At 67.4% G+C, this 18,349-nt stretch carries 19 protein-coding genes and 1 pseudogene; 10 read left to right on the forward strand and 10 right to left on the reverse strand.

The window, feature by feature from the left end; translation table 11 throughout:
- Positions 1-21 precede the first annotated feature (21 nt).
- Both hutC and DIE03_RS13055 read right to left on the reverse strand, forming a co-directional pair.
- Positions 22-759, reverse strand: coding sequence for a histidine utilization repressor (gene hutC / locus DIE03_RS13050; RefSeq protein ID WP_124450826.1), 738 nt, complete (start codon positions 757-759; stop codon positions 22-24).
- 30 nt (positions 760-789) lie between these two features.
- Positions 790-1,332, reverse strand: a complete 543-nt coding sequence (locus tag DIE03_RS13055) for a helix-turn-helix domain-containing protein (RefSeq protein ID WP_124450828.1) — start codon at positions 1,330-1,332, stop codon at positions 790-792.
- 133 nt (positions 1,333-1,465) lie between these two features.
- Between DIE03_RS13055 and DIE03_RS13060 the strand changes: the two genes are divergently transcribed.
- Together DIE03_RS13060 and DIE03_RS38995 are read left to right on the forward strand one after the other, a co-directional pair.
- Positions 1,466-2,248, forward strand: a complete 783-nt coding sequence (locus tag DIE03_RS13060) for an aldolase (protein ID WP_124450830.1) — start codon at positions 1,466-1,468, stop codon at positions 2,246-2,248.
- 16 nt (positions 2,249-2,264) lie between these two features.
- A pseudogene (locus DIE03_RS38995) lies at positions 2,265-2,369 on the forward strand (MOSC domain-containing protein); the annotation flags it as partial.
- A 16-nt stretch (positions 2,370-2,385) separates the two neighbouring features.
- On the opposite strand, the gene DIE03_RS13070 reads toward DIE03_RS38995, so the two are convergent.
- Positions 2,386-3,150 carry an SDR family oxidoreductase gene (locus tag DIE03_RS13070; protein ID WP_124450832.1) on the reverse strand — a complete coding sequence of 255 codons (765 nt, stop codon included), beginning with the start codon at positions 3,148-3,150 and terminating at the stop codon, positions 2,386-2,388.
- Between the two features lie 383 nt (positions 3,151-3,533).
- Between DIE03_RS13070 and DIE03_RS13075 the strand changes: the two genes are divergently transcribed.
- Positions 3,534-4,244 (forward strand): YceH family protein, encoded by a 711-nt coding sequence (locus DIE03_RS13075; RefSeq protein WP_124450834.1) that lies wholly within the window; start codon positions 3,534-3,536, stop codon positions 4,242-4,244.
- Between the two features lie 32 nt (positions 4,245-4,276).
- On the opposite strand, the gene DIE03_RS13080 is transcribed toward DIE03_RS13075, so the two are convergent.
- From DIE03_RS13080 to DIE03_RS13090, 3 genes are read right to left on the reverse strand one after another with little or no spacing between them, the layout of a single operon-like run.
- Positions 4,277-5,542 carry a hypothetical protein gene (locus DIE03_RS13080; protein WP_124451133.1) on the reverse strand — a complete coding sequence of 422 codons (1,266 nt, stop codon included), beginning with the start codon at positions 5,540-5,542 and terminating at the stop codon, positions 4,277-4,279.
- Positions 5,542-5,964, reverse strand: coding sequence for a hypothetical protein (locus DIE03_RS13085; protein WP_124450836.1), 423 nt, complete (start codon positions 5,962-5,964; stop codon positions 5,542-5,544). The genes DIE03_RS13080 and DIE03_RS13085 overlap by 1 nt, the downstream gene beginning before the upstream one ends.
- A gap of 27 nt (positions 5,965-5,991) precedes the next feature.
- A complete protein-coding gene (locus DIE03_RS13090) occupies positions 5,992-6,546 on the reverse strand; it encodes a hypothetical protein (protein WP_124450838.1) in 555 nt (184 codons plus the stop codon).
- A 405-nt stretch (positions 6,547-6,951) separates the two neighbouring features.
- Here DIE03_RS13090 and DIE03_RS13095 point away from each other — a divergent pair, with 405 nt between their 5' ends.
- The 3 genes from DIE03_RS13095 to DIE03_RS13105 all read left to right on the forward strand — a co-directional run bounded on the left by DIE03_RS13095 (position 6,952) and on the right by DIE03_RS13105 (position 10,239).
- Positions 6,952-8,268: a lipase family protein gene (locus tag DIE03_RS13095; RefSeq protein WP_124450840.1), complete on the forward strand. Its 1,317-nt coding sequence runs from the start codon at positions 6,952-6,954 to the stop codon at positions 8,266-8,268.
- Positions 8,269-8,464: 196 nt separating this feature from the next.
- A complete protein-coding gene (locus DIE03_RS13100) occupies positions 8,465-9,595 on the forward strand; it encodes a 3-deoxy-7-phosphoheptulonate synthase (protein WP_124450842.1) in 1,131 nt (376 codons plus the stop codon).
- A 215-nt stretch (positions 9,596-9,810) separates the two neighbouring features.
- Positions 9,811-10,239 carry a PRC-barrel domain-containing protein gene (locus DIE03_RS13105; protein WP_124450844.1) on the forward strand — a complete coding sequence of 143 codons (429 nt, stop codon included), beginning with the start codon at positions 9,811-9,813 and terminating at the stop codon, positions 10,237-10,239.
- Positions 10,240-10,343: 104 nt separating this feature from the next.
- Here the strand turns inward: DIE03_RS13105 and dapF are convergent, their stop codons facing one another.
- Positions 10,344-11,174 carry a diaminopimelate epimerase gene (dapF, locus tag DIE03_RS13110; protein ID WP_124450846.1) on the reverse strand — a complete coding sequence of 277 codons (831 nt, stop codon included), beginning with the start codon at positions 11,172-11,174 and terminating at the stop codon, positions 10,344-10,346.
- A 270-nt stretch (positions 11,175-11,444) separates the two neighbouring features.
- Here dapF and DIE03_RS13115 point away from each other — a divergent pair, with 270 nt between their 5' ends.
- The gene (locus tag DIE03_RS13115; RefSeq protein WP_124450848.1) at positions 11,445-13,523 is read left to right on the forward strand and encodes a carbon starvation CstA family protein; all 2,079 of its coding nucleotides are present in this window, start codon (positions 11,445-11,447) and stop codon (positions 13,521-13,523) included.
- Between the two features lie 12 nt (positions 13,524-13,535).
- Positions 13,536-13,742, forward strand: a complete 207-nt coding sequence (locus DIE03_RS13120) for a YbdD/YjiX family protein (RefSeq protein WP_006480280.1) — start codon at positions 13,536-13,538, stop codon at positions 13,740-13,742.
- A 136-nt stretch (positions 13,743-13,878) separates the two neighbouring features.
- Here DIE03_RS13120 and DIE03_RS13125 read toward each other — a convergent pair whose 3' ends face one another.
- Complete coding sequence (locus tag DIE03_RS13125; protein ID WP_124450850.1) at positions 13,879-15,036, reverse strand: MFS transporter; 1,158 nt, start codon at positions 15,034-15,036, stop codon at positions 13,879-13,881.
- Between the two features lie 123 nt (positions 15,037-15,159).
- Between DIE03_RS13125 and DIE03_RS13130 the strand changes: the two genes are divergently transcribed.
- Both DIE03_RS13130 and trhA read left to right on the forward strand, forming a co-directional pair.
- Positions 15,160-15,558: a helix-turn-helix transcriptional regulator gene (locus DIE03_RS13130; RefSeq protein ID WP_221623686.1), complete on the forward strand. Its 399-nt coding sequence runs from the start codon at positions 15,160-15,162 to the stop codon at positions 15,556-15,558.
- A gap of 202 nt (positions 15,559-15,760) precedes the next feature.
- A complete protein-coding gene (trhA, locus tag DIE03_RS13135) occupies positions 15,761-16,381 on the forward strand; it encodes a PAQR family membrane homeostasis protein TrhA (RefSeq protein ID WP_124450852.1) in 621 nt (206 codons plus the stop codon).
- Between the two features lie 24 nt (positions 16,382-16,405).
- Here trhA and DIE03_RS13140 read toward each other — a convergent pair whose 3' ends face one another.
- Positions 16,406-17,782 (reverse strand): MFS transporter, encoded by a 1,377-nt coding sequence (locus DIE03_RS13140; protein WP_260434871.1) that lies wholly within the window; start codon positions 17,780-17,782, stop codon positions 16,406-16,408.
- 35 nt (positions 17,783-17,817) lie between these two features.
- Complete coding sequence (locus DIE03_RS13145; protein ID WP_124450856.1) at positions 17,818-18,255, reverse strand: nuclear transport factor 2 family protein; 438 nt, start codon at positions 18,253-18,255, stop codon at positions 17,818-17,820.
- Positions 18,256-18,349: the final 94 nt, after the last annotated feature.

Here is an 18,349-nt window from a genome sequence, read left to right on the forward strand (position 1 = left end):
GCTTTGAGCGGGTGATAAAGGTCAGGTCGGGTGACGCCCCGCGCCCGGCTTGAAGCGCGAGCCGAGCCGGTAGCGGTTGCCCGGATGCAGGAAATGCACGAACGTGACCGGCAGCCCGTCCGTCCAGGTGCGGCGCGTGAGCGTGAGGCACGGCTCGTCGGCGCGCATGTCGAGCAGCCGCGCCTGCTCGACGGTCGGCAGCGACGCGTCGACGACGTGCTCGATTTCCAGTTCGTAGTGCGACACGTTGTTGAACAGGTATTCGGAGGGCGGCTCGGCCTGGAAATCCTGGTCGATGAAGCCGGGCGCGGCGGCCGGGTTCACGTAGCGGTCCTCGAGCTGGATCGGGCGGCCGTTCTCCTCGTGCACGCACACCACGTGAAAGACCGGTGTATTGACCGGCAGCCCGAATGCGGCCGCGACGTCGAACGACGCGGGCTCGCTCGACCGGCTCAGCACGCGACAGCGATATTCGTGCCCGCGTGCGCGGATTTCATCGCGGATATGCGCGATCATCAGCAGGTTCGACTGCGGCTTCACCTCGGCGACGAAGGTGCCGACGCCCGCGATGCGCTTCAGCACGCCTTCCTCGGTCAGCTCGCGCAGCGCGCGGTTGACCGTCATGCGCGCGACGCCGAACTGCGCGGCGAGATCGAGTTCCGACGGAATGCGGTCGCCGGGGCGCCAGTCGCCGGACTCGACGTTCTGGCGAACGAGCGTCTTGATCTGCTGGAACGGTGCGGTGGCCTTGGTGACCATCGGGGGTCCTTGCGCGAAGAAGTGACGAGGCTAGTCGTCGTGACTGACGATGACCAGGATCTCCGCCTGCGCGGCGCCGAGGCTGCGCGTGCGGTGCGGGATGAGTGCGTTGAAATAGACTGAATCGCCGGTCTTGAGTTGCACCGTCTCGTTCGGAAATTCGATTTCGACGCGCCCCTTGTGCACGAACAGGAATTCCTCGCCCTCGTGCTCGCGCAATGTCGACGCGACGAATTCGTGCGGCGGCTGCACGACGAACGGCAGCATCCTCTTCGGCGCGACGCCGGCCGCGATGCTTTCGAAGCGGTGCGCGTGGCGGTCGGCCGCCGCGCCCATCGCCGTGCGCTCGCCGGCGCGCGTGACCGTGATCAGCTCGCGGTTGTGGCTTTCCGAGAACAGCTGCTCGACGTCGACGTTCAGCGCCTTCGACAGCTTCAGCGCGACCGCGATCGACGGCACGCTCAGGCCGCGCTCGACCTTCGACAGGTAGCTCTTGGTGAGGCCCGTCTCGTCGGCCAGCACATCGAGCGTCCAGCCCTTCTGTTTTCTGAGCAGCTTCAGGCGAATCGTCATGGGGCGCCAGGTGTCCGTCGAAAAACCGATTGTAACGCATGACACAATGTGTCCTAGGGTGTATCGTGTGTCACGTGATCCCGAAAAACGGCCGCGGACGGCGCGGCAGACCCGATTCATTCAGGAGGCGAACATGGCGGAAACGCTGAACTTGACGAAGGAAGCGCTGGTCGCGCTGGCGGAGCGGCGGCTCGAGAACGAGGTGGGCGACAGCGGCTGGACCGCGCGGCAGAAGCTCGCGCTCACGTGCAGGATCCTGTTCGATGCCGGCCACGACTCGGGGCTGGCCGGGCAGATCACCTGCCGCGCGGGCGACGCCGGCACGTATTACACGCAGCGGCTCGGGCTCGGGTTCGACGAGATTTCGGCCGCGAACCTGTTGCACGTCAACGAGGATCTCGACGTGGTCGACGGCGAGGGCATTCCGAATCCGGCCAACCGGTTCCATACGTGGATCTATCGCGAGCGCCCGGATGTGAACTGCATCATCCATACGCATCCGGCGCATGTCGCGGCGCTGTCGATGCTCGAGCAGCCGCTCGTCGTGTCGCACATGGACACCTGCCCGCTGTACGACGATTGCGCGTTCCTGAAGGACTGGCCCGGCGTGCCGGTCGGCAACGAGGAGGGCGAGATCATCTCGAAGGCGCTGGGCAGCAAGCGCGCGATCCTGCTGTCGCATCACGGCCAGCTCGTGGTCGGCAAGACGATCGAGGAAGCGTGCATCCTCGCGCTGCTGATCGAGCGCGCCGCGAAGCTGCAACTGCTTGCGATGTCGGCCGGGGAGATCAAGCCGGTGCCGCCGGCGCTGGCGCGCGAAGCGCACGACTGGATCTCGAAGCCGAAGCGTGATGCGGTGACGTTCGACTATTACGCGCGCCGTGCGCTGCGTACGCATCGGGACTGCGTCGCCTGAACGCGCGTGTCGACCCGCGCGGTGCGCCGTGCCGCTGCTGCCGCCCGGCTGGCACAAGATGCCTGACAAGCGCCGGACGGAACGGCAGGTCGAAGGCTGGACGAAGCGGCTCGAAGGGTGACGGGCCGCGCCGCGGCTTACTGGGCCGGCAGGTTCCGCACGTCGGCGGTCGGCTCGGTGCCGAACGCGTCGCTCAGCGCATAGCCGATCAGTTGCCGTGCGGCTGCCGCGGGCGTCGCGAGCGCGCCGCTCGACTTCAACTCGTCGAACTTCTCGCGCATCGGGAAGTTGTCTTCGCTGGTCGAGCGGATCGTCGCCTGCATGCCCGTGTCGACGACACCGGGCGCGACGCTGCAGATCCGCAGCGTGCCGTTCGCGTCCAGCGCGACTGCGCGTGCATGATGATCGAGCGCGGCCTTGGTCGCGCAGTAGATGCTCCAGCCCGCGTATGCGTTGCGTGCTGCGCCGCTCGACACGTGCAGGATCCGGCATTCGGTCGTGGCCGTTGCCGCCTGCGCGAGCGCGGCCGACAGCATCAGCGGCGCAGCGACGTTCAGGCCGACCGCGCGCGCGACGATCGCAGGGTCTTGCGTGGCGAGCGTGCCGATCGGATCGACGATGCCTGCGTTGTTGAACAGCAGCACGAGCGACGCGCCGTCGACGAAGCGGCGCAGCGTGTCGCCGGCCAGCCAGGTTGCGACGGCCGCGGAGTCGGACAGATCGATCTCGACTTCGGAGAAGCGGTCGCCGGCTTGCGACGCGAGCGACGGATGACGGCTGCGCGACACGCCGAGCACGGCGACGCCTTCCAGCAACAGTTGTTCGGCGAGCGACGCGCCGAGGCCGCGCGTGTGTCCGGTGACGATGGCGCGTACGTGCGGCGCGGAAGAGGATGCAGTCATGACGGTGAACCGGTGAAGGGGTGAACGGTGTTGACGGGCGGCGTGCATGCGCGGCGGCAGCACGTTCAGGACGGGCGATGCGTGGCATCGGCGCGTGAAGACGGTCGCGCGCGGCGCCACGGATATCGGGGTGAACGCACATCGTAGCGCCAGCGTGCGCATCGCGCAAACGCCGGGGTATGCGCGTACGCGTCGCCGCGCGGCACTGCGCGGTATCGAGCGCGCCGACAGGTTGGACGAAAGCCCGCTGCGGCAAGTGCGCGCGCCGGCGCGGCGAGCGGTGCCGGGCTACCCGCCGCGAGCTATCATATGGCTCGCCCGTGCGCGATGCCGGACGGGCCGCGACCGTTTCCCTTCACCTGCTGCACGCTGCGAAGCTACTCATGAACACCACGCCGGACATGCCCACGCCACGCGCCCTGCGCGAACTCACGCCCCTTGAGGCTCGCATTCTCGGGGTGCTCGTCGAGAAGCAGCACACGGTGCCGGATACTTACCCGCTGTCGCTGAATGCGCTGACCGCGGGCTGCAACCAGAAAACCGCGCGCGCGCCGGTGATGAACGTCAGCGAGGACGAAGTCACGACCGCGCTCGACGGGCTGAAGCACCTGAGCCTCGTGATGGAGGGCAGCAGCAGCCGCGTGCCGCGTTTCGAGCACAACATGAACCGCGTGCTCGGCATCCCGAGCCAGGCGATCGCGCTGCTGACGATCCTGCTGCTGCGCGGCCCGCAGACGGCCGCCGAGTTGCGCCTGAACAGCGCACGCCTGCACGGCTTCGCGGATATCTCGTCGGTCGAGGCGTTCCTCGACGAGCTCGCGACGCGCGCGCAGGCGCTCGTCGTCCGGCTGCCGCGTGCGCCGGGGGCCCGCGAGAACCGCTGGATGCACCTGATGTGCGGCGAAGTGAACATCGCCGACTTCGCAAGCGCGGAGGCCGGTGGCGGCGCGGATTCGGTGCCGCCTTCCGAGTTCGAGGCGCTGAAGGCCGAGCAGAAGCGTCTCGCGGATGAAGTGGCACGGCTGAGTGCGCTGGTTCAGCGGATGGCGAGCGAACTTGGCATCGACGCCGACGCGCCGGGCGAAGCGTCTTGATGCCATGACGGCGGTGCATGCGCACCGCCGCGCTACTTCAGTTTCACACCCGGCACGAGATAGCGCGCACCACCCGATTTCAGGATCGGTGCGAGCGTCGCAAACGGCGCGTCGAGCTGCGGCCCGAGACAGGCGCCCGCCGCGTGGACGATCCCGGATACGACGAACGACAGCTTGCCGGGGGCATCGAGTTCAAACGCCAGATATTGAGGGAATACGTCGGCACACGACAGCGAGTTGCCTTCGCCGTCGGTCGCCTGGTTGCGCGGGGCCGCCCCGTCGCGCAGCCGCGTGATGAAATTCACTAGCGCGGGGCTTGTTGCCGATTCGCCGTCCTTGTCGGCCGTTGTCGTGTCGATCACGCGGTTCCAGTCGAGGTACGCGCCGCGCAGCAGGTCGAACGTGACCGGATCGTAGTGATTGTCCGGATACGCGCCGCCGCAGAACGTGCTGCCCGATTCCACGATGCTCAGCGCCGCGTTCGACAGCCACGTGACTGTCACTTGCTCGTCGTCGTAGCCGCCGAGTGTTCCTGCGGCCGGCCCGTCGTCGGTAAAGCGTGTCGACGCGCATTCAAGCGCCGCGAGATTCATCCGCCAGTGCCGCTGTTCGAGCAGATGGTTGACGCGTGCCATTACGGCCGGATCGGGGTGGCGGCTCAGCCGCGGATACGCGAACACCGTGCGCGAATCGCGCCACATCCGGTACGCGACCGTGCCATCGCCGATTTCGCGACCGGCCGGCCGTGCGTGTCCGGCCAGCTTCAGCGTGGCATATGGCGCATGCTTCATGTCGATGGCCGCGCCGCGGGCGATGCCGCTGCCGACCCCGCCCGCGGAGACCGCGGTAATCGCCTCGACCGGGCTGGGCGCGATTGCATCCGGATCGTATTCGGCCACGCGGCGCAACGTGAAGGTGCGCACCTTGCCCGAGCGGGCATCGGTCCAGCGGCCGCGATAACCATCCTTGTCCCGCGTGCCCTGCCAGGCTGCAGCGACATGATCGAAATCGGCGTGCTCGTGGAATGTCGATGAGTCGCGCGCATTGTCCGGCAATTGCGTACGCGCGAGCGGCTCAACCAGTTGCGCGGGTTTGCCGTGCAGTGGAATGTCGACGCCGAACTGTGCGTAGAAATAGCGGCCAGAGAGCGTGCCGTCCGCGGCCGGCAGCGTGTCGAGTTCCATCACGACGGTGCCAGCACCTTGCAACGTTCCTTCGTAGACCGTGCGCGGCGCGCCATCGGCGAAGCCCGCGTGCAGCGCGATCAGTACCACAGCCATCCGGATCGACGGGCGCATCACCAGCGGCACCCGGTTTGCTCGGACGCGTCGACATCCAGTGCGCGGCCGAACGAAGTCTTCTTGCCGGTGCGCGCGGAGGTGTAGGTCATCGAATAGATCATCGCGCCCTGGCTCGTCATTTCGTACCGCCCGTTGATCCTGCCGTCCACCAGTTCGACCCAGGTGGTCGTGTACTGGTGTGGGCGATCTTTCGCGAGCACTTCGTCCTCTTCATGTTCGATCACCAGAGGGAGCGCCGTTTTCGCGTTCGCGTACCGGACCATGCCTCCCGACCATTTGACCACATCGTCGTAGTAGGTACGCATCTCGAAGCGCACGGGTTTGTCGCCATCCGACCTGAAGCAAAATACTTCGGTGGAAACCGTGGCGAGTGCCGGCAACGAGATGCATAGCAGCAGCGCGGCGAGGAGTTTTTTCATGAGGATAGTTACCGATGACGAGCGATATTAACCGACACTGATCCGCGTCGCACCCGCATCGACGAGCCGGAACAGCAGATCCTCGACGGCCGTTTCGGGCGCGGAACCGAGATCTGCGTTGACGCGCCACCCGTGCTCCGTGCGAACCGGTTCCGACAGGTAATGCACGATGCCGTGCAGCCCGTCTTCGGCCGGATCGTTCTCGTCGTCGACATCGAACCACGCGCGGAACCACGTCTTGAACGCATCGGCCGCAGCGCTTTCGTCGAGACCGTCGGCCTCGATCTCGGCCCAGTCCCACACGAACGGGCGGATCGACACGGCCGCCGTTTCAAGGTCGAACTCGAGCGGGTCGAAATCCAGCTGCGTGGTCGAATCGATCATCTCGGGCTGGCCGGCCGCTTCGCCTTCGGCCGCGATGGTGTCGGCGCGGCACGGCAGCGCGAGCGGCCCTTCGGTGGCGAGTGTGCCGTCGGCCTGCCGGTAGGCCGGCTCGACGATCACCGACGGTTGCGTGGCCGCATGCGCGAGCAGGTCGGCGTAGGGTTGGCGGATGGCGCGGAGCAGTTCGGATACGGTCATCGTGGCGTGTCGGTCGGGCAGGGACGATCGGTTGCGGGCAAGCGGTGCACGGTGCGCCCGTGCGTCATGCGACGGGCCGCTTCGTTACCGGACAGCCGTGATCGTACGGTGCTTCGTCGGCTCGCGAACAGTCGGCCGAACGGCCGGTGCGTTCGCGTCGACCGGCAAGGGTTTTAGACGTTTACCTTCAAACAATCGAAAACCGGCATCGAACGCGTTCGCGCTGTGCTTCAATGAAATCCGGTTTGTACTCCTACTAAAACTGCAGATTCAGAACAAACCGGATCACTCATATACAGGAGACAGTCGATGGCACGGACGCACATTTGATTCGGCAAGCGAGATGGTCTGCAATACCGCCGAACTTCCTTCGATGAAAGCAGGTTATCCCAAGGGCCCCCACCCATGTCCTCCAGACGAGTCATGACCGTCGCGGCCGCCGTGTGCGCCGCGCTGGCCATCATCGCACCGTCGGCCGGCACCGCCGCGCCGACCGTGCCCGATCCGTTCTATACGTACACCGGCACCACGCCGCTGGCATCGATTCCACCGGGCACGGTGCTGAAGACGCGCAACGTCACCTATCACGTGGCCGGTATCCCGACGGCCGTGACCGCGCAGCAGTTGCTGTACCGCACCAACGACGCGCGGAACCAGCCCGTCGTCAACGTGACGTCGGTGATCCGCAGCCAGGTCAGCAACGGCCAGGCCATCTCGTACCAGTCGGCCTACGATTCGCTGAACCCGTACGACGAGCCGTCGCAGGTGATCGCCGGCGACCGCGACGTGACCAAGGTCATCAACATCGGCACGCTGCTCTACAGCGCGGAATCGGTTCCGCTGTCGACGCTGCTGCTGCTCGGCTACAACATCATCGTGCCCGATACGGAAGGCCAGACGGCCGACTTCGCGGCCGGCCCCGAATACGGGATGACGACGCTCGATTCGATCCGCGCGGCGCTCAATACGCCGTCGACCGGCCTGAATCCGTCGAGCAAGGTCGCGATGATCGGCTATTCCGGCGGCGCGATCGCGACGAACTGGGCCGCGCAGCTCGCGCCGAGCTATGCGCCCGACGTCAACAAGCAGCTCGTCGGCGCGGCGGAAGGCGGCGTGCTGGTGGATCCCGCGCACAACCTGCGTTACGTCGACGGCAGCATCGTGTGGGGCGGCGTCGCGGCGGCCGCGCTGGCCGGCCTGTCGCGCGGCTACGACTTCGACCTGACGCCGTATCTCAGCGAGACGGGCGTCGCCGTGTTCAAGGACATCCAGAGCCAGTCGCTCGCGTACATCCTGCCGAAGTACACGGGGCTGCACTGGGGCACGCTGTTCAAGCCGCAATACGCGAACGACATCAACAGCATCCCGGCCTACGTGACGTATGCGAACAAGGTGAATGCGGGCCTGGCCGCGTCGCCGACGATTCCGATGTTCATCGGCCAGGGCACGGCCGGTGCGCTCGACGGAACCTTCAGCAGCCAGGTGGGCGACGGCGTGATGCTCGCGTACGACGTGCGTGCGCTCGCGCAGAAGTTCTGCGCCAGCGGCACGCCGGTCACGTACACCGAGTATCCGCTGGAGCATGCTGGCGCGATCGTGCCGTGGGTGGCCGGGATGCTGCCCTGGCTCTACGACCGCTTCAACGGGAAAGCCGCGCCGAGCAATTGCTGGCTGACGTCGCTGCTGCCGAGCAACTCGCTGGCGCCCGAGACGCTGCACTAGACGCGAGGGCGTACGACTCGATGCATGGCCGGGCGACCCTTTTGCGGGTCGCCCTTCTTTTTGACGGCGATTCGACGTCGGTTGCGCGATCGCAGCCACCGCCACCCGCGTTACGCCACCGTAACCTTCTGCCACCTTCTCCGGGTGCCATAATCGAGCCTGCCCATCATTCCAGACGTCCCCCCGGAGAATCACCATGCAGAACCTCGACAATCCTTCCCATGATCGCGAGGTAGGCAGCGCCGACGCGACGCAGGACACCACGCGCATCGACGACGTCCGCATCGGCGCCGTGCGCCCGCTGATTTCGCCGGCGCTGCTGCTGGACGAGCTGCCGGTGCCGGCCGGCACGCAGACACTCGTCGAGGATACGCGCCGCGCGATCGGCGACATCCTGCACGGCCGCGACGACCGGCTGCTGCTCGTCGTCGGCCCGTGCTCGATCCACGACCACGACCAGGCGCTCGACTACGCGCGCCGCCTGAAGGTCGCCGCCGATGCGCTGAAGGACGACCTGCTGATCACGATGCGCGTCTACTTCGAGAAGCCGCGCACGACGGTCGGCTGGAAGGGCTACATCAACGATCCGCGTCTCGACGGCAGCTTCCGCATCAACGAAGGGCTGCGTGCCGCGCGGCAACTGCTGCTCGACGTCAATGCGCTCGGCCTGCCGGCGTCGACCGAATTCCTCGACCTGCTGAGCCCGCAGTACATCGCCGACCTGATCGCGTGGGGCGCGATCGGCGCGCGCACGACCGAGAGCCAGAGCCATCGCCAGCTCGCGTCGGGCCTCAGCTGCCCGATCGGCTTCAAGAACGGCACCGACGGCGGCGTGCAGGTCGCGGCGGACGCGATCGTGGCCGCGGCTGCGAGCCATGCGTTCATGGGGATGACGAAGATGGGGATGGCCGCGATCTTCGAGACGCGCGGCAACGACGACGCGCACGTGATCCTGCGCGGCGGCAAGACCGGCCCGAACTACGACGCCGAGCATGTCGACGCGTGTTGCGCGGTGCTGCGCAAGGCCGGGTTGCGCGAGCAGGTGATGGTCGACTGCTCGCACGCGAATTCCAACAAGTCGCATGAGCGGCAGATCGAGGTGGCGCAGGATCTCGCTCGGCAGCTGTCGCAGGGCGAGCAGCGGATCGTCGGCGTGATGGTCGAGAGCCATCTCGAGGCCGGGCGCCAGGACCTGAAGCCGGGCGTGCCGCTGAAGTACGGCGTGTCGATCACCGATGCGTGCCTGAGCTGGACGCAGACGGAGCCGGTGCTCGACGTGCTGGCGGAGGCCGTGCGGCAACGGCGTGCGCAGTCGCGCAACGCGTGACGGCGTGTGCTGCCTGCGTGGATTCGCACAGGTTCGCGATTCGCTGCGTTGTCCGTAACGCAGCCATCGCGCGCAGGATGAGCGGGCTGCGTCATCGCGTCCGATGCAGCATTGTGCGAGTGGCGCTAACATGGGCCGGTGCGATGTGTCGCGCATACGGAGGCGGAGAGGCCGGCCGCCGATACCGACAACAATTCACCGGAGTGCATAACAGCATGGCTTTCTACAAGACCCTCATCGCAGCAACCATCCTCGCCTCGAGCGTCAGCGCGCATGCGCAGATCGCGGGTGCGCAACCGATCAGCGTGACCGTCGAGCAATCGCAGGCGCTGCTCGAAGGCTGGAGCGTGAAGAAGAGCGTGCTCGGCAAGGCCGTGTACAACGACGACAACCAGAAGGTCGGCACCGTGCGCGACCTGATCGTCGCGCCGGACGGCTCGGTGTCGGCCGCGATCGTGTCGGCCGGCGGCTTCCTCGGCGTGGCCGCGCATGACGTCGCGGTGCCGATCGCGTCGCTCGACGTGCGCAAGGGCAACATCTACCTGCCGGGCGCGACGAAGGAAGCGCTGAAGGCGACGCCGGCGTTCCAGTACGCGAAGGTGCCGTCGCCGCCGAAGCCGAAGAAGATCGACGAAAAGCAGTGATGCAGGTGGCCCGGCACGCCCTGTGTCGGGTCATGCCGGCCGCGCGCCAGGGATCGCCGCGCGAGTCGGCATCCCGATTCCGTCCGCAGTACTCATGCCGGCGATCAGCGTGCCGCAGCCTCCCCGGCCACCCACACCGCGCTGAATCCGAACGCAACCGGCCCGCTCAGGAACACGCTGCCCGCGCCGTCCCATTGAACGGTGACGTCGCCGCCGTCGCAGGTCACGCGTACCGTCTCGTCGAGCAGCCCGCGCCTGATGCCGTTGACCACCGCGCCGCACGAACACGAGCCCGACCCGAGCGGCACGCCGCCGCCGCGCTCCCAGATGCGCAGGCGAACGTGCGAACGGTTGATGACCTGCACGACATGCACGTTGGTTTTCTGCGGAAACAGCGGATGCGTTTCGATTGCGGGGCCGAACGCTTCGAGGTCGACCGTATCGACATCGTCGACGAAGAACGTGCAGTGCGGATTGCCCATGCTGCATGCGGCCGGCGCGCCGGGCAGCGGCAGCGCGAGCGTGTCGACCGCTTCGGCGACGGGCACGTCCTGCCAGCCGAGCCGCGGCGCGCCCATCTCGACCTTGATTAACCCGTGCGCGTCGTGCGCACACAGCAGGCGCCCGCGATTCGTGCGCAGCACGACCGACGCCGCGCCGGTTTCCCGCATCAGCTTCCATGCGACGCCGCGCGTCGCGCTGCCGCAGGTATCGAGCGCGGAGCCGTCGGGATTCCAGAACGCGACGCGCGCGGCCGCGTCGTCGCAGTCCGAGATCACCGCGAGCTGGTTGAAGCCGATACCGTTATGCCGGTCGCCCATCCGCCGCACGAGGTCGCGGTCGAGGCGCGGCACGTGATCCCGATCCTGACCGCGCAGGTCGACGATGACGAAGTCATCGCCGTTCGCATTCATCTTCTGAAATCCGATTGGCATGGCGGTTCCGGAATGGAGGCAGGCGAATACTGTACGTGGCTCGCCGTTCACGATCAATCGCACGGCGGACGATGCACGCGCAACCGGCATCTACGTAATTCTACGTAGCTCCGCATACGTAGTTAACCGCTTGTAAGCCGCCCCCGTCACACGGAATACTACGGCCCATCGTCGCGGCCTTTGCGAGGCCGCGGCACGACGCATCGACGTCACGCGGGTTCGGCGCCTCGCCGCATCCACTCAAAAACACATTGGAGACCAGGAGACGCCATGAATCGGGCTTCCAGTACCCTGCTCTGGATCGCGGTCGCGCTGCTCGGCGCGTTCTCGTTCGGAACGATTGCACTCGCGCACGGCGAGCGCGTCAGTGCCCTCTGGATCGTGATCGCCGCAGTCTGCGTGTATCTGATCGCATATCGCTTCTACAGCCGTTTCATCGCCAGCAAGGTCATGCAGCTCGACGGGCTGCGGATGACGCCGGCCGTCAAGTACAACGATGGCCTCGACTACGTGCCGACCAACAAGTACGTGCTGTTCGGCCATCACTTCGCCGCGATCGCCGGCGCCGGCCCGCTCGTCGGGCCCGTGCTCGCCGCGCAGATGGGCTACACGCCCGGCATGCTGTGGATCCTGGCCGGCGTCGTGTTCGCCGGCGCCGTGCAGGACTTCATCGTGCTGTTCATCTCGACGCGCCGCGACGGCCGCTCGCTCGGCGACCTCGTCAAGATGGAGCTCGGCACGGTGCCCGGCGTGATCGCGCTGTTCGGCGCGTTCCTGATCATGGTGATCATCCTCGCGGTGCTCGCGCTGATCGTCGTGAAGGCGCTGACCAACTCGCCGTGGGGCACGTTCACCGTCGCCGCGACGATTCCGATCGCGCTGTTCATGGGCGTCTACACGCGCTACATCCGTCCGGGCCGCATCGGCGAAGTGTCGATCATCGGCTTCGTGCTGCTGATGGCGTCGATTGCGTTCGGCCAGCATGTGCACGATTCGCCGACGCTCGCTGCGTGGTTCACGTTCACCGGCACGCAGCTCACGTGGATCCTGATCGGCTACGGCTTCGTCGCCTCGGTGCTGCCAGTGTGGCTGCTGCTCGCGCCGCGCGACTATCTGTCGACGTTCCTGAAGATCGGCACGATCCTCGGCCTCGCGATCGGCATCCTGGTCGTCGCGCCGGAACTGAAGATGCCCGCGCTGACGAAGTTCGTCGACGGCACGGGCCCGGTGTGGTCGGGCAACCTGTTCCCGTTCCTGTTCATCACGATCGCGTGCGGCGCAGTGTCGGGCTTCCACGCGCTGATCTCGTCGGGCACGACGCCGAAGCTGATCGACAACGAAACCAACGCGCGCTTCATCGGTTACGGCGCGATGCTGATGGAGTCGTTCGTCGCGATCATGGCGCTGGTCGCCGCCTGCGTGATCGAACCGGGCATCTACTTCGCGATGAACGCGCCGGCCGCCGTGCTCGGCTCGACGCCTGAGGCCGTCGCGAACACCGTCACGCAATGGGGCTTCGTGCTGACGCCCGACATGCTGACGCAGACCGCGAAGGCGGTCGGCGAAACGACGATCATCGCGCGTGCGGGCGGCGCGCCGACGCTGGCCGTCGGCATGGCGCACATCCTGCACCAGGTGATCGGCGGCGAAGCGATGATGGCGTTCTGGTATCACTTCGCGATCCTGTTCGAGGCGCTGTTCATCCTGACGGCCGTCGACGCCGGCACGCGTGCGGGCCGCTTCATGCTGCAGGACCTGCTCGGCACGTTCCACCCGGCGCTCAAGCGCACCGAGTCGCTGCCGGCGAACCTCGTCGCCACCGCACTGTGCGTGGCCGCGTGGGGCTACTTCCTGTATCAGGGCGTGGTCGATCCGCTCGGCGGCATCAACACGCTGTGGCCGCTGTTCGGCATCTCGAACCAGATGCTTGCCGCGATCGCGCTGGTGCTCGGCACCGTCGTGCTGTTCAAGATGAAGCGCGAACGCTATGCGTGGGTGACGATCGTGCCGACCGCGTGGCTGCTGATCTGCACGCTGACGGCCGGCTGGCAGAAGATTTTCGACGCGAACCCGAAGGTCAGCTTCCTCGCGCACGCCGCGAAGCTGCAGGCCGCGGTGGACGAAGGCAAGGTGCTCGCCCCGGCGAAGTCGATCGCGCAGATGAAGCGGATCATCTTCAACGACTACATCGACGCGGCGCTGGCCGGGCTGTTCATCTTCGTGGTCGTGGCAATCGCGGTGTACGGCGTGATCGCCGTGCTGCGCGCGCGCCGCGAGTCGAAGCCGACCGTGCGCGAGACGCCGTACGAAGCGATGCCGGCCGCGCAGGCGCTCGGCAGCGGACGTTAAGGGGAGGCCGCGATGTTCAGCGATCTTGGCAGCGACCTGCGCAGCGCGGGGCGTTACCTCGGGCAGGCGTTGCGGCTGATGGTCGGCCTGCCCGACTACGACACCTACGTCGCGCACATGCGCGAAACCCATCCGGACCGCGAGCCGATGACGTACGAGGAATTTTTCCGCGAACGCCAGAATGCGCGGTACGGGTCGGGTGCGGGGAAGTGCTGTTGAGCGTGTGAAACGGCACGAACGAAGAAACGAGGCGTCATGGCGTGAAGGCCATGACGCCTTTTTTCATGGCGGCGCATGGCGATGGGGTCGCGCGACGCATCGTCTCACGGGCAGCCGTAGTCGGCCGTCGCGACGGTCAGTCGCTTTCGTGCCGGAGCGCAAGAACCGCTGCGGCCCCCGCGACGAGCGCGATGACGGTCAGTGCGACGGCAAAGCCGGTCGCGCCGGCCGTGAAGCCGATGCGATCGATCGCGTACCCGGTCATCACGGGCATCAGTCCCGCCGGAAGGTAGCCGCCGATGTTCATGACGGCGTTCGCCTCGGCGCGTCGTGCGTCCGATACGTGCAGGCCGATCAGCGTCAGGCCGCCGAGCTGCCCGAGGCCCTGCCCCGCACCCGCGAAGAGCGCCGCCGCGACGAGGACGGCGGCCGACGACGCATGCACGGCGATGCACAGCATCACCATCGACAGCGTGGTGGCGACCGTGCCGGCCACGAACGTCGTGCGGATCGATCCGCGCCGCGCGACGAACTGGACTCCGGTGGCGGCGATGAACATCGCGCAGGCCATCCCGCCCGCGAGCAGCGGGCTGCGCACGTGAAGCAGGCGCGCCAGCAACGACGGACCCAGCGCCAGCACGAAGGAGGTCGCGGTGATGCCCGGCCCGAACACGGCGATGCCGCCGGCGACATGGCGCCGGTTGTGCGACGGTACGGACGGCAGGCGCAGCGGCGGCGTGTCGCCAGGCACTTGCGCGGGACGGTTGCGCGGCAGCCGCAGGGCGACGGCCAGCGCGCTCAGCAGGATCACGAATTCGACGCCGAAGACGAGGGCGACCGGATGTGCGGCGGTTTGCGCGGCAATTCCGGCGAGCAACGGTCCGAGCCCCGCGCCGAGCACCATGGCCACGGACGCGAGCAGCGCGGCCTTGCGCCGCTCGGTGCCGGCGAGATCGATCACCGATGCCATGCCCGCCGACACGATGACGCCGACTGCGATGCCCGTCAGCAAGCGGGCGACCGCGAGCATCGCGACGGACGACGCGGTCGCGAACAGCGCGCACGCGATCAGCGCCGCGGCGAGGCCGGGCAGCAGGACCGGCTTGCGCCCGTAACGGTCCGAAAGCTGGCCGGCGACGAGCAGCGTACCCAGCAGCCCGGCGATGTAGAGCGCGAAGATGACGGTCAGCGTGCCGGACGAGAAGCCGAGTGTGCGCTGCCAGGCAACGTACAGCGGTGTCGGCGAGTTGGACAGCATGAACACGGCGGTGACCATCCAGGCAGCATGTGCCATGCGGGGCACGCCGCGCGGAGCTGCGCGTTGCGATTGGGGAACGACGGTGTCGGACATGAACGGACTCCTTGTACGAGTTTTTTCGAACTATAGCCTAGTTCGAAAAAACTCGTACAAGGTGATATGCTGGCGGACATGAAACGAGTTCACCCTGAACGGGCGGCCGGCAGCGTGCCGGCACCTGCGGATTTGCCCGATCCGCTGCCGGAGCCGGCCGTCGCCGAGCTTCGCCTCGAAACCATTCTTGGCGCGCTGGCCGATCCGTTGCGACTGACGATCGTGCAGAGGCTGATGCTGGAATCCGAGGCATACGACCATCCTTGCGGCTGGTTCGGCTTCGATCGCCCGAAATCGTCGCTTACCCACCATTTCAAGGCGCTGCGTGACGCGGGCGTGCTGCGCCAGCGTCAATACGGGCTCGAGCGGCGCAGCCGCGTGCGCACGGAAGATATCGACCTGCGCTTTCCCGGCCTGCTGAAGCTCGTGGCCGAGTGGGCGCCGCTGGCCAGCCACGACGGTTGATGGCGGTCATCCGGGATGGACGCGCGGCGACGGGCCGGGCTGGTCGCCATGCGGCGGCGAGCGTGACGCGCCGGGCAGGCCGCGCTGCGCAGCCGTCCTTGTGTCGAGCTTGATCTACCCGCAACCCGGGCGCGTTTCCCGGCCGGTATCATGTGAGCTTGAGCCATTGGCTCCCGATAAACCCGCACAGGAGGATCCCGTCGTGCATGCCGGTGAGCGTTTCAACAGCATTACCCATCTCGTCGGCGCGGTGCTATCGGTAGCAGGGCTGGCAACACTGGTGACGATGGGCGCGCTCGAAGGCGACGCCTACAAGGTGGTGAGTTTCAGCGTCTACGGCGCGATGCTCTGCGCGCTTTACGCAATCTCGACGCTGTATCACAGCGTGCGCAATCCGCGCCTGAAAGCGATCCTGCAGAAGTGCGACCACTCGGCGATCTACCTGCTGATCGCCGGCAGCTATACGCCGTTCACGCTCGTCACGCTGCGCGGCCCGTGGGGCTGGTCGCTGTTCGGCGTGAGCTGGGGGCTCGCCGTGTTCGGGATCGTGCAGGAGCTGACGCTCGGGCGCCGCACGCGCTTGCTGTCGATGATCCTGTACGTGCTGATGGGCTGGCTTGCGCTCGTCGCGGTGCGGCCGCTGATCCATGCGCTGCCGCCGATCGGCACCGCGTGGCTCGTGGCCGGCGGCCTGATCTACAGCGCCGGGATCTATTTCTTCATCAACGACGAACGCATCCGTCACGGGCACGGCATCTGGCATCTGTTCGTGCTGGCAGGGAGCCTGTGCCAGTTCGTCAGTGTCGCGATGTATGTCGCGTAAGCGGCGCATCTGCCGCGGCATGCGCTAGCGGCGCGTGGCGGCCGGCTGCAACTGCGCGGCAGCTTCGCCGGCTGCCGGTGCCGGCCGCTTCGTGATCGTGATCCACCACGTTGCCGCGGCGAGCGCCGACAGCGCGATCGCCATGACCAGCGCCACCCGCATCGCCACCGGAAACGGCTGCAGCGTCGCGATGCACGCACCGAAGATCGCCACGCCGAGCGCCGAACCGCACTGCCGCGCCGCGTTCAACGCCGCCGCCGCCACGCCGGCACGGCTGCGGTCGATCGTCCCGAGCGCCGGCGACGTCGCGGCCGGCGAGATGAATCCCGATGCGAAGCCGATCGCGAGCATGGGCGCGACGGCGAGCCATGCGGGCGTCGTCGTGCCGATGGCCGTCATCCCGAGCGCGCCGGCCGCATAGAGCCCGAACGCCGCGCACATCGTGCCGCGCGCGCCGAAGCGCGCCACCAGCCGCCCCGAACCCAACCCGCCGAGCGCAACCATCGCGGTCATCGGCAGGAACGCGAGCCCCGTGTCGAGCGGGCTCGCGCCGCGCACCTGCCGATAAAAGAGGCTGAGCACGAACAGCAGGCCGTAGAACACGAACGCCGATGCCATCGACACGAACGTCGATCCCGCGAACAACCGGTTGCGGAAGAAGGCGAGCGGCAGCATCGGCTCGCGGCGCCGTGCTTCGATCGCGATGAACGCGATCCACGCGACGACACTCGTCACGGCACCGCCGACGATCGGCGCCGAGCGCCAGCCAAGCGACGGCCCTTCGATCAGCGTGCCGATCAGCGCGGAGATCGCGACGATGGCGGTGGCCTGGCCGGCCCAGTCGAACTGCCGCGACGTGTCGGCGGCGGCGCGCGCGACCGTGCGGCCGAGCCAGATGCCGGCGAGCCCGAACGGCAGGTTCACGAAGAACAGGCTGCGCCAGCCGAACAGATCGATCAGCAGCCCGCCGATCAGCGGACCCGACGCCATCGCGATGCCGCCGCAACCCATCCACAGGCTGATCGCCGATGCGCGGGCGGCCGGTGCGGGGAAGGCGCGGTTGATCAGCGCGAGCGAGCAGGGCACCAGCATCGCGCTGCCGACGCCTTGCAACGCGCGAGCGGCGGCGAGTGTCGGGAGGGTCGGCGCGAGGCCGCACAGTGCCGACGCGGCGACGAATACCGCGAGCCCCGCGACATAGACGGTGCGGTCGCCGAGCCGGTCGCCGAGCGTGCCGCCCGTCAGCAGCAGGCTCGCGAACGCGAGCGTGTAAGCGTTCACTATCCATTGCAGGCCGGCGACCTGGCTGCCGAACGTATGCGCGATGTCGGTGAGCGCGACGTTGACGATCGACGCGTCGAGCAGCACGAGCGTGTAGCTCACGCAGGTCGCGGCGAGCACGCGGCGCGCCGCAGCCCTGTTTGGTGCGGCGGCCGTCATGCGTGGCCGCGCGACGGCGTGGCAGCCCGCAGCGCATTGAACCCGACCCATCCCCAGTACACGCGATGATGCGCGATCAGCCCGTCGCGGAGATCCATCACTTCGACGAGATCGACCTGGTCGCCGTCCGGCGTGGCGCGCGGGTATTCCCAGACGAGCTGGCGACCGTTCGAGAAGAACAGCCCGGTCCGGTACCAGCGCCCGAGCTTGTTGTCCGGATTGCGCAGGCCGGCCGCGAAGAATGCGCCGATCGCGGCCTTGCCGTGCAGCACGCCCGAGCCGTGTTCGGGCAGCGTGGCGACGACGAACGGCGTTTCGAGCACCGCGTCGTCGGCATACAGCGCCATCAGCGCGTCGAGGTCGCGCGCGACGACGGCGGCGTGCCAGTTTTCATGGATGCGCCGGGCGGCGGCGTCGGTCTCTGCGGGTGTCATGGCGGGTGTCCGGAAGCGTCGTTGACGGAAGCCCACTGTATGGGCGCACCGTCGCGTGACGTTTCACGTCGACCCGAAACGTGGATGCAGCGTC

It is taken from the genome of Burkholderia sp. Bp8992 (assembly GCF_003853705.1).
Classification (GTDB): domain Bacteria; phylum Pseudomonadota; class Gammaproteobacteria; order Burkholderiales; family Burkholderiaceae; genus Burkholderia.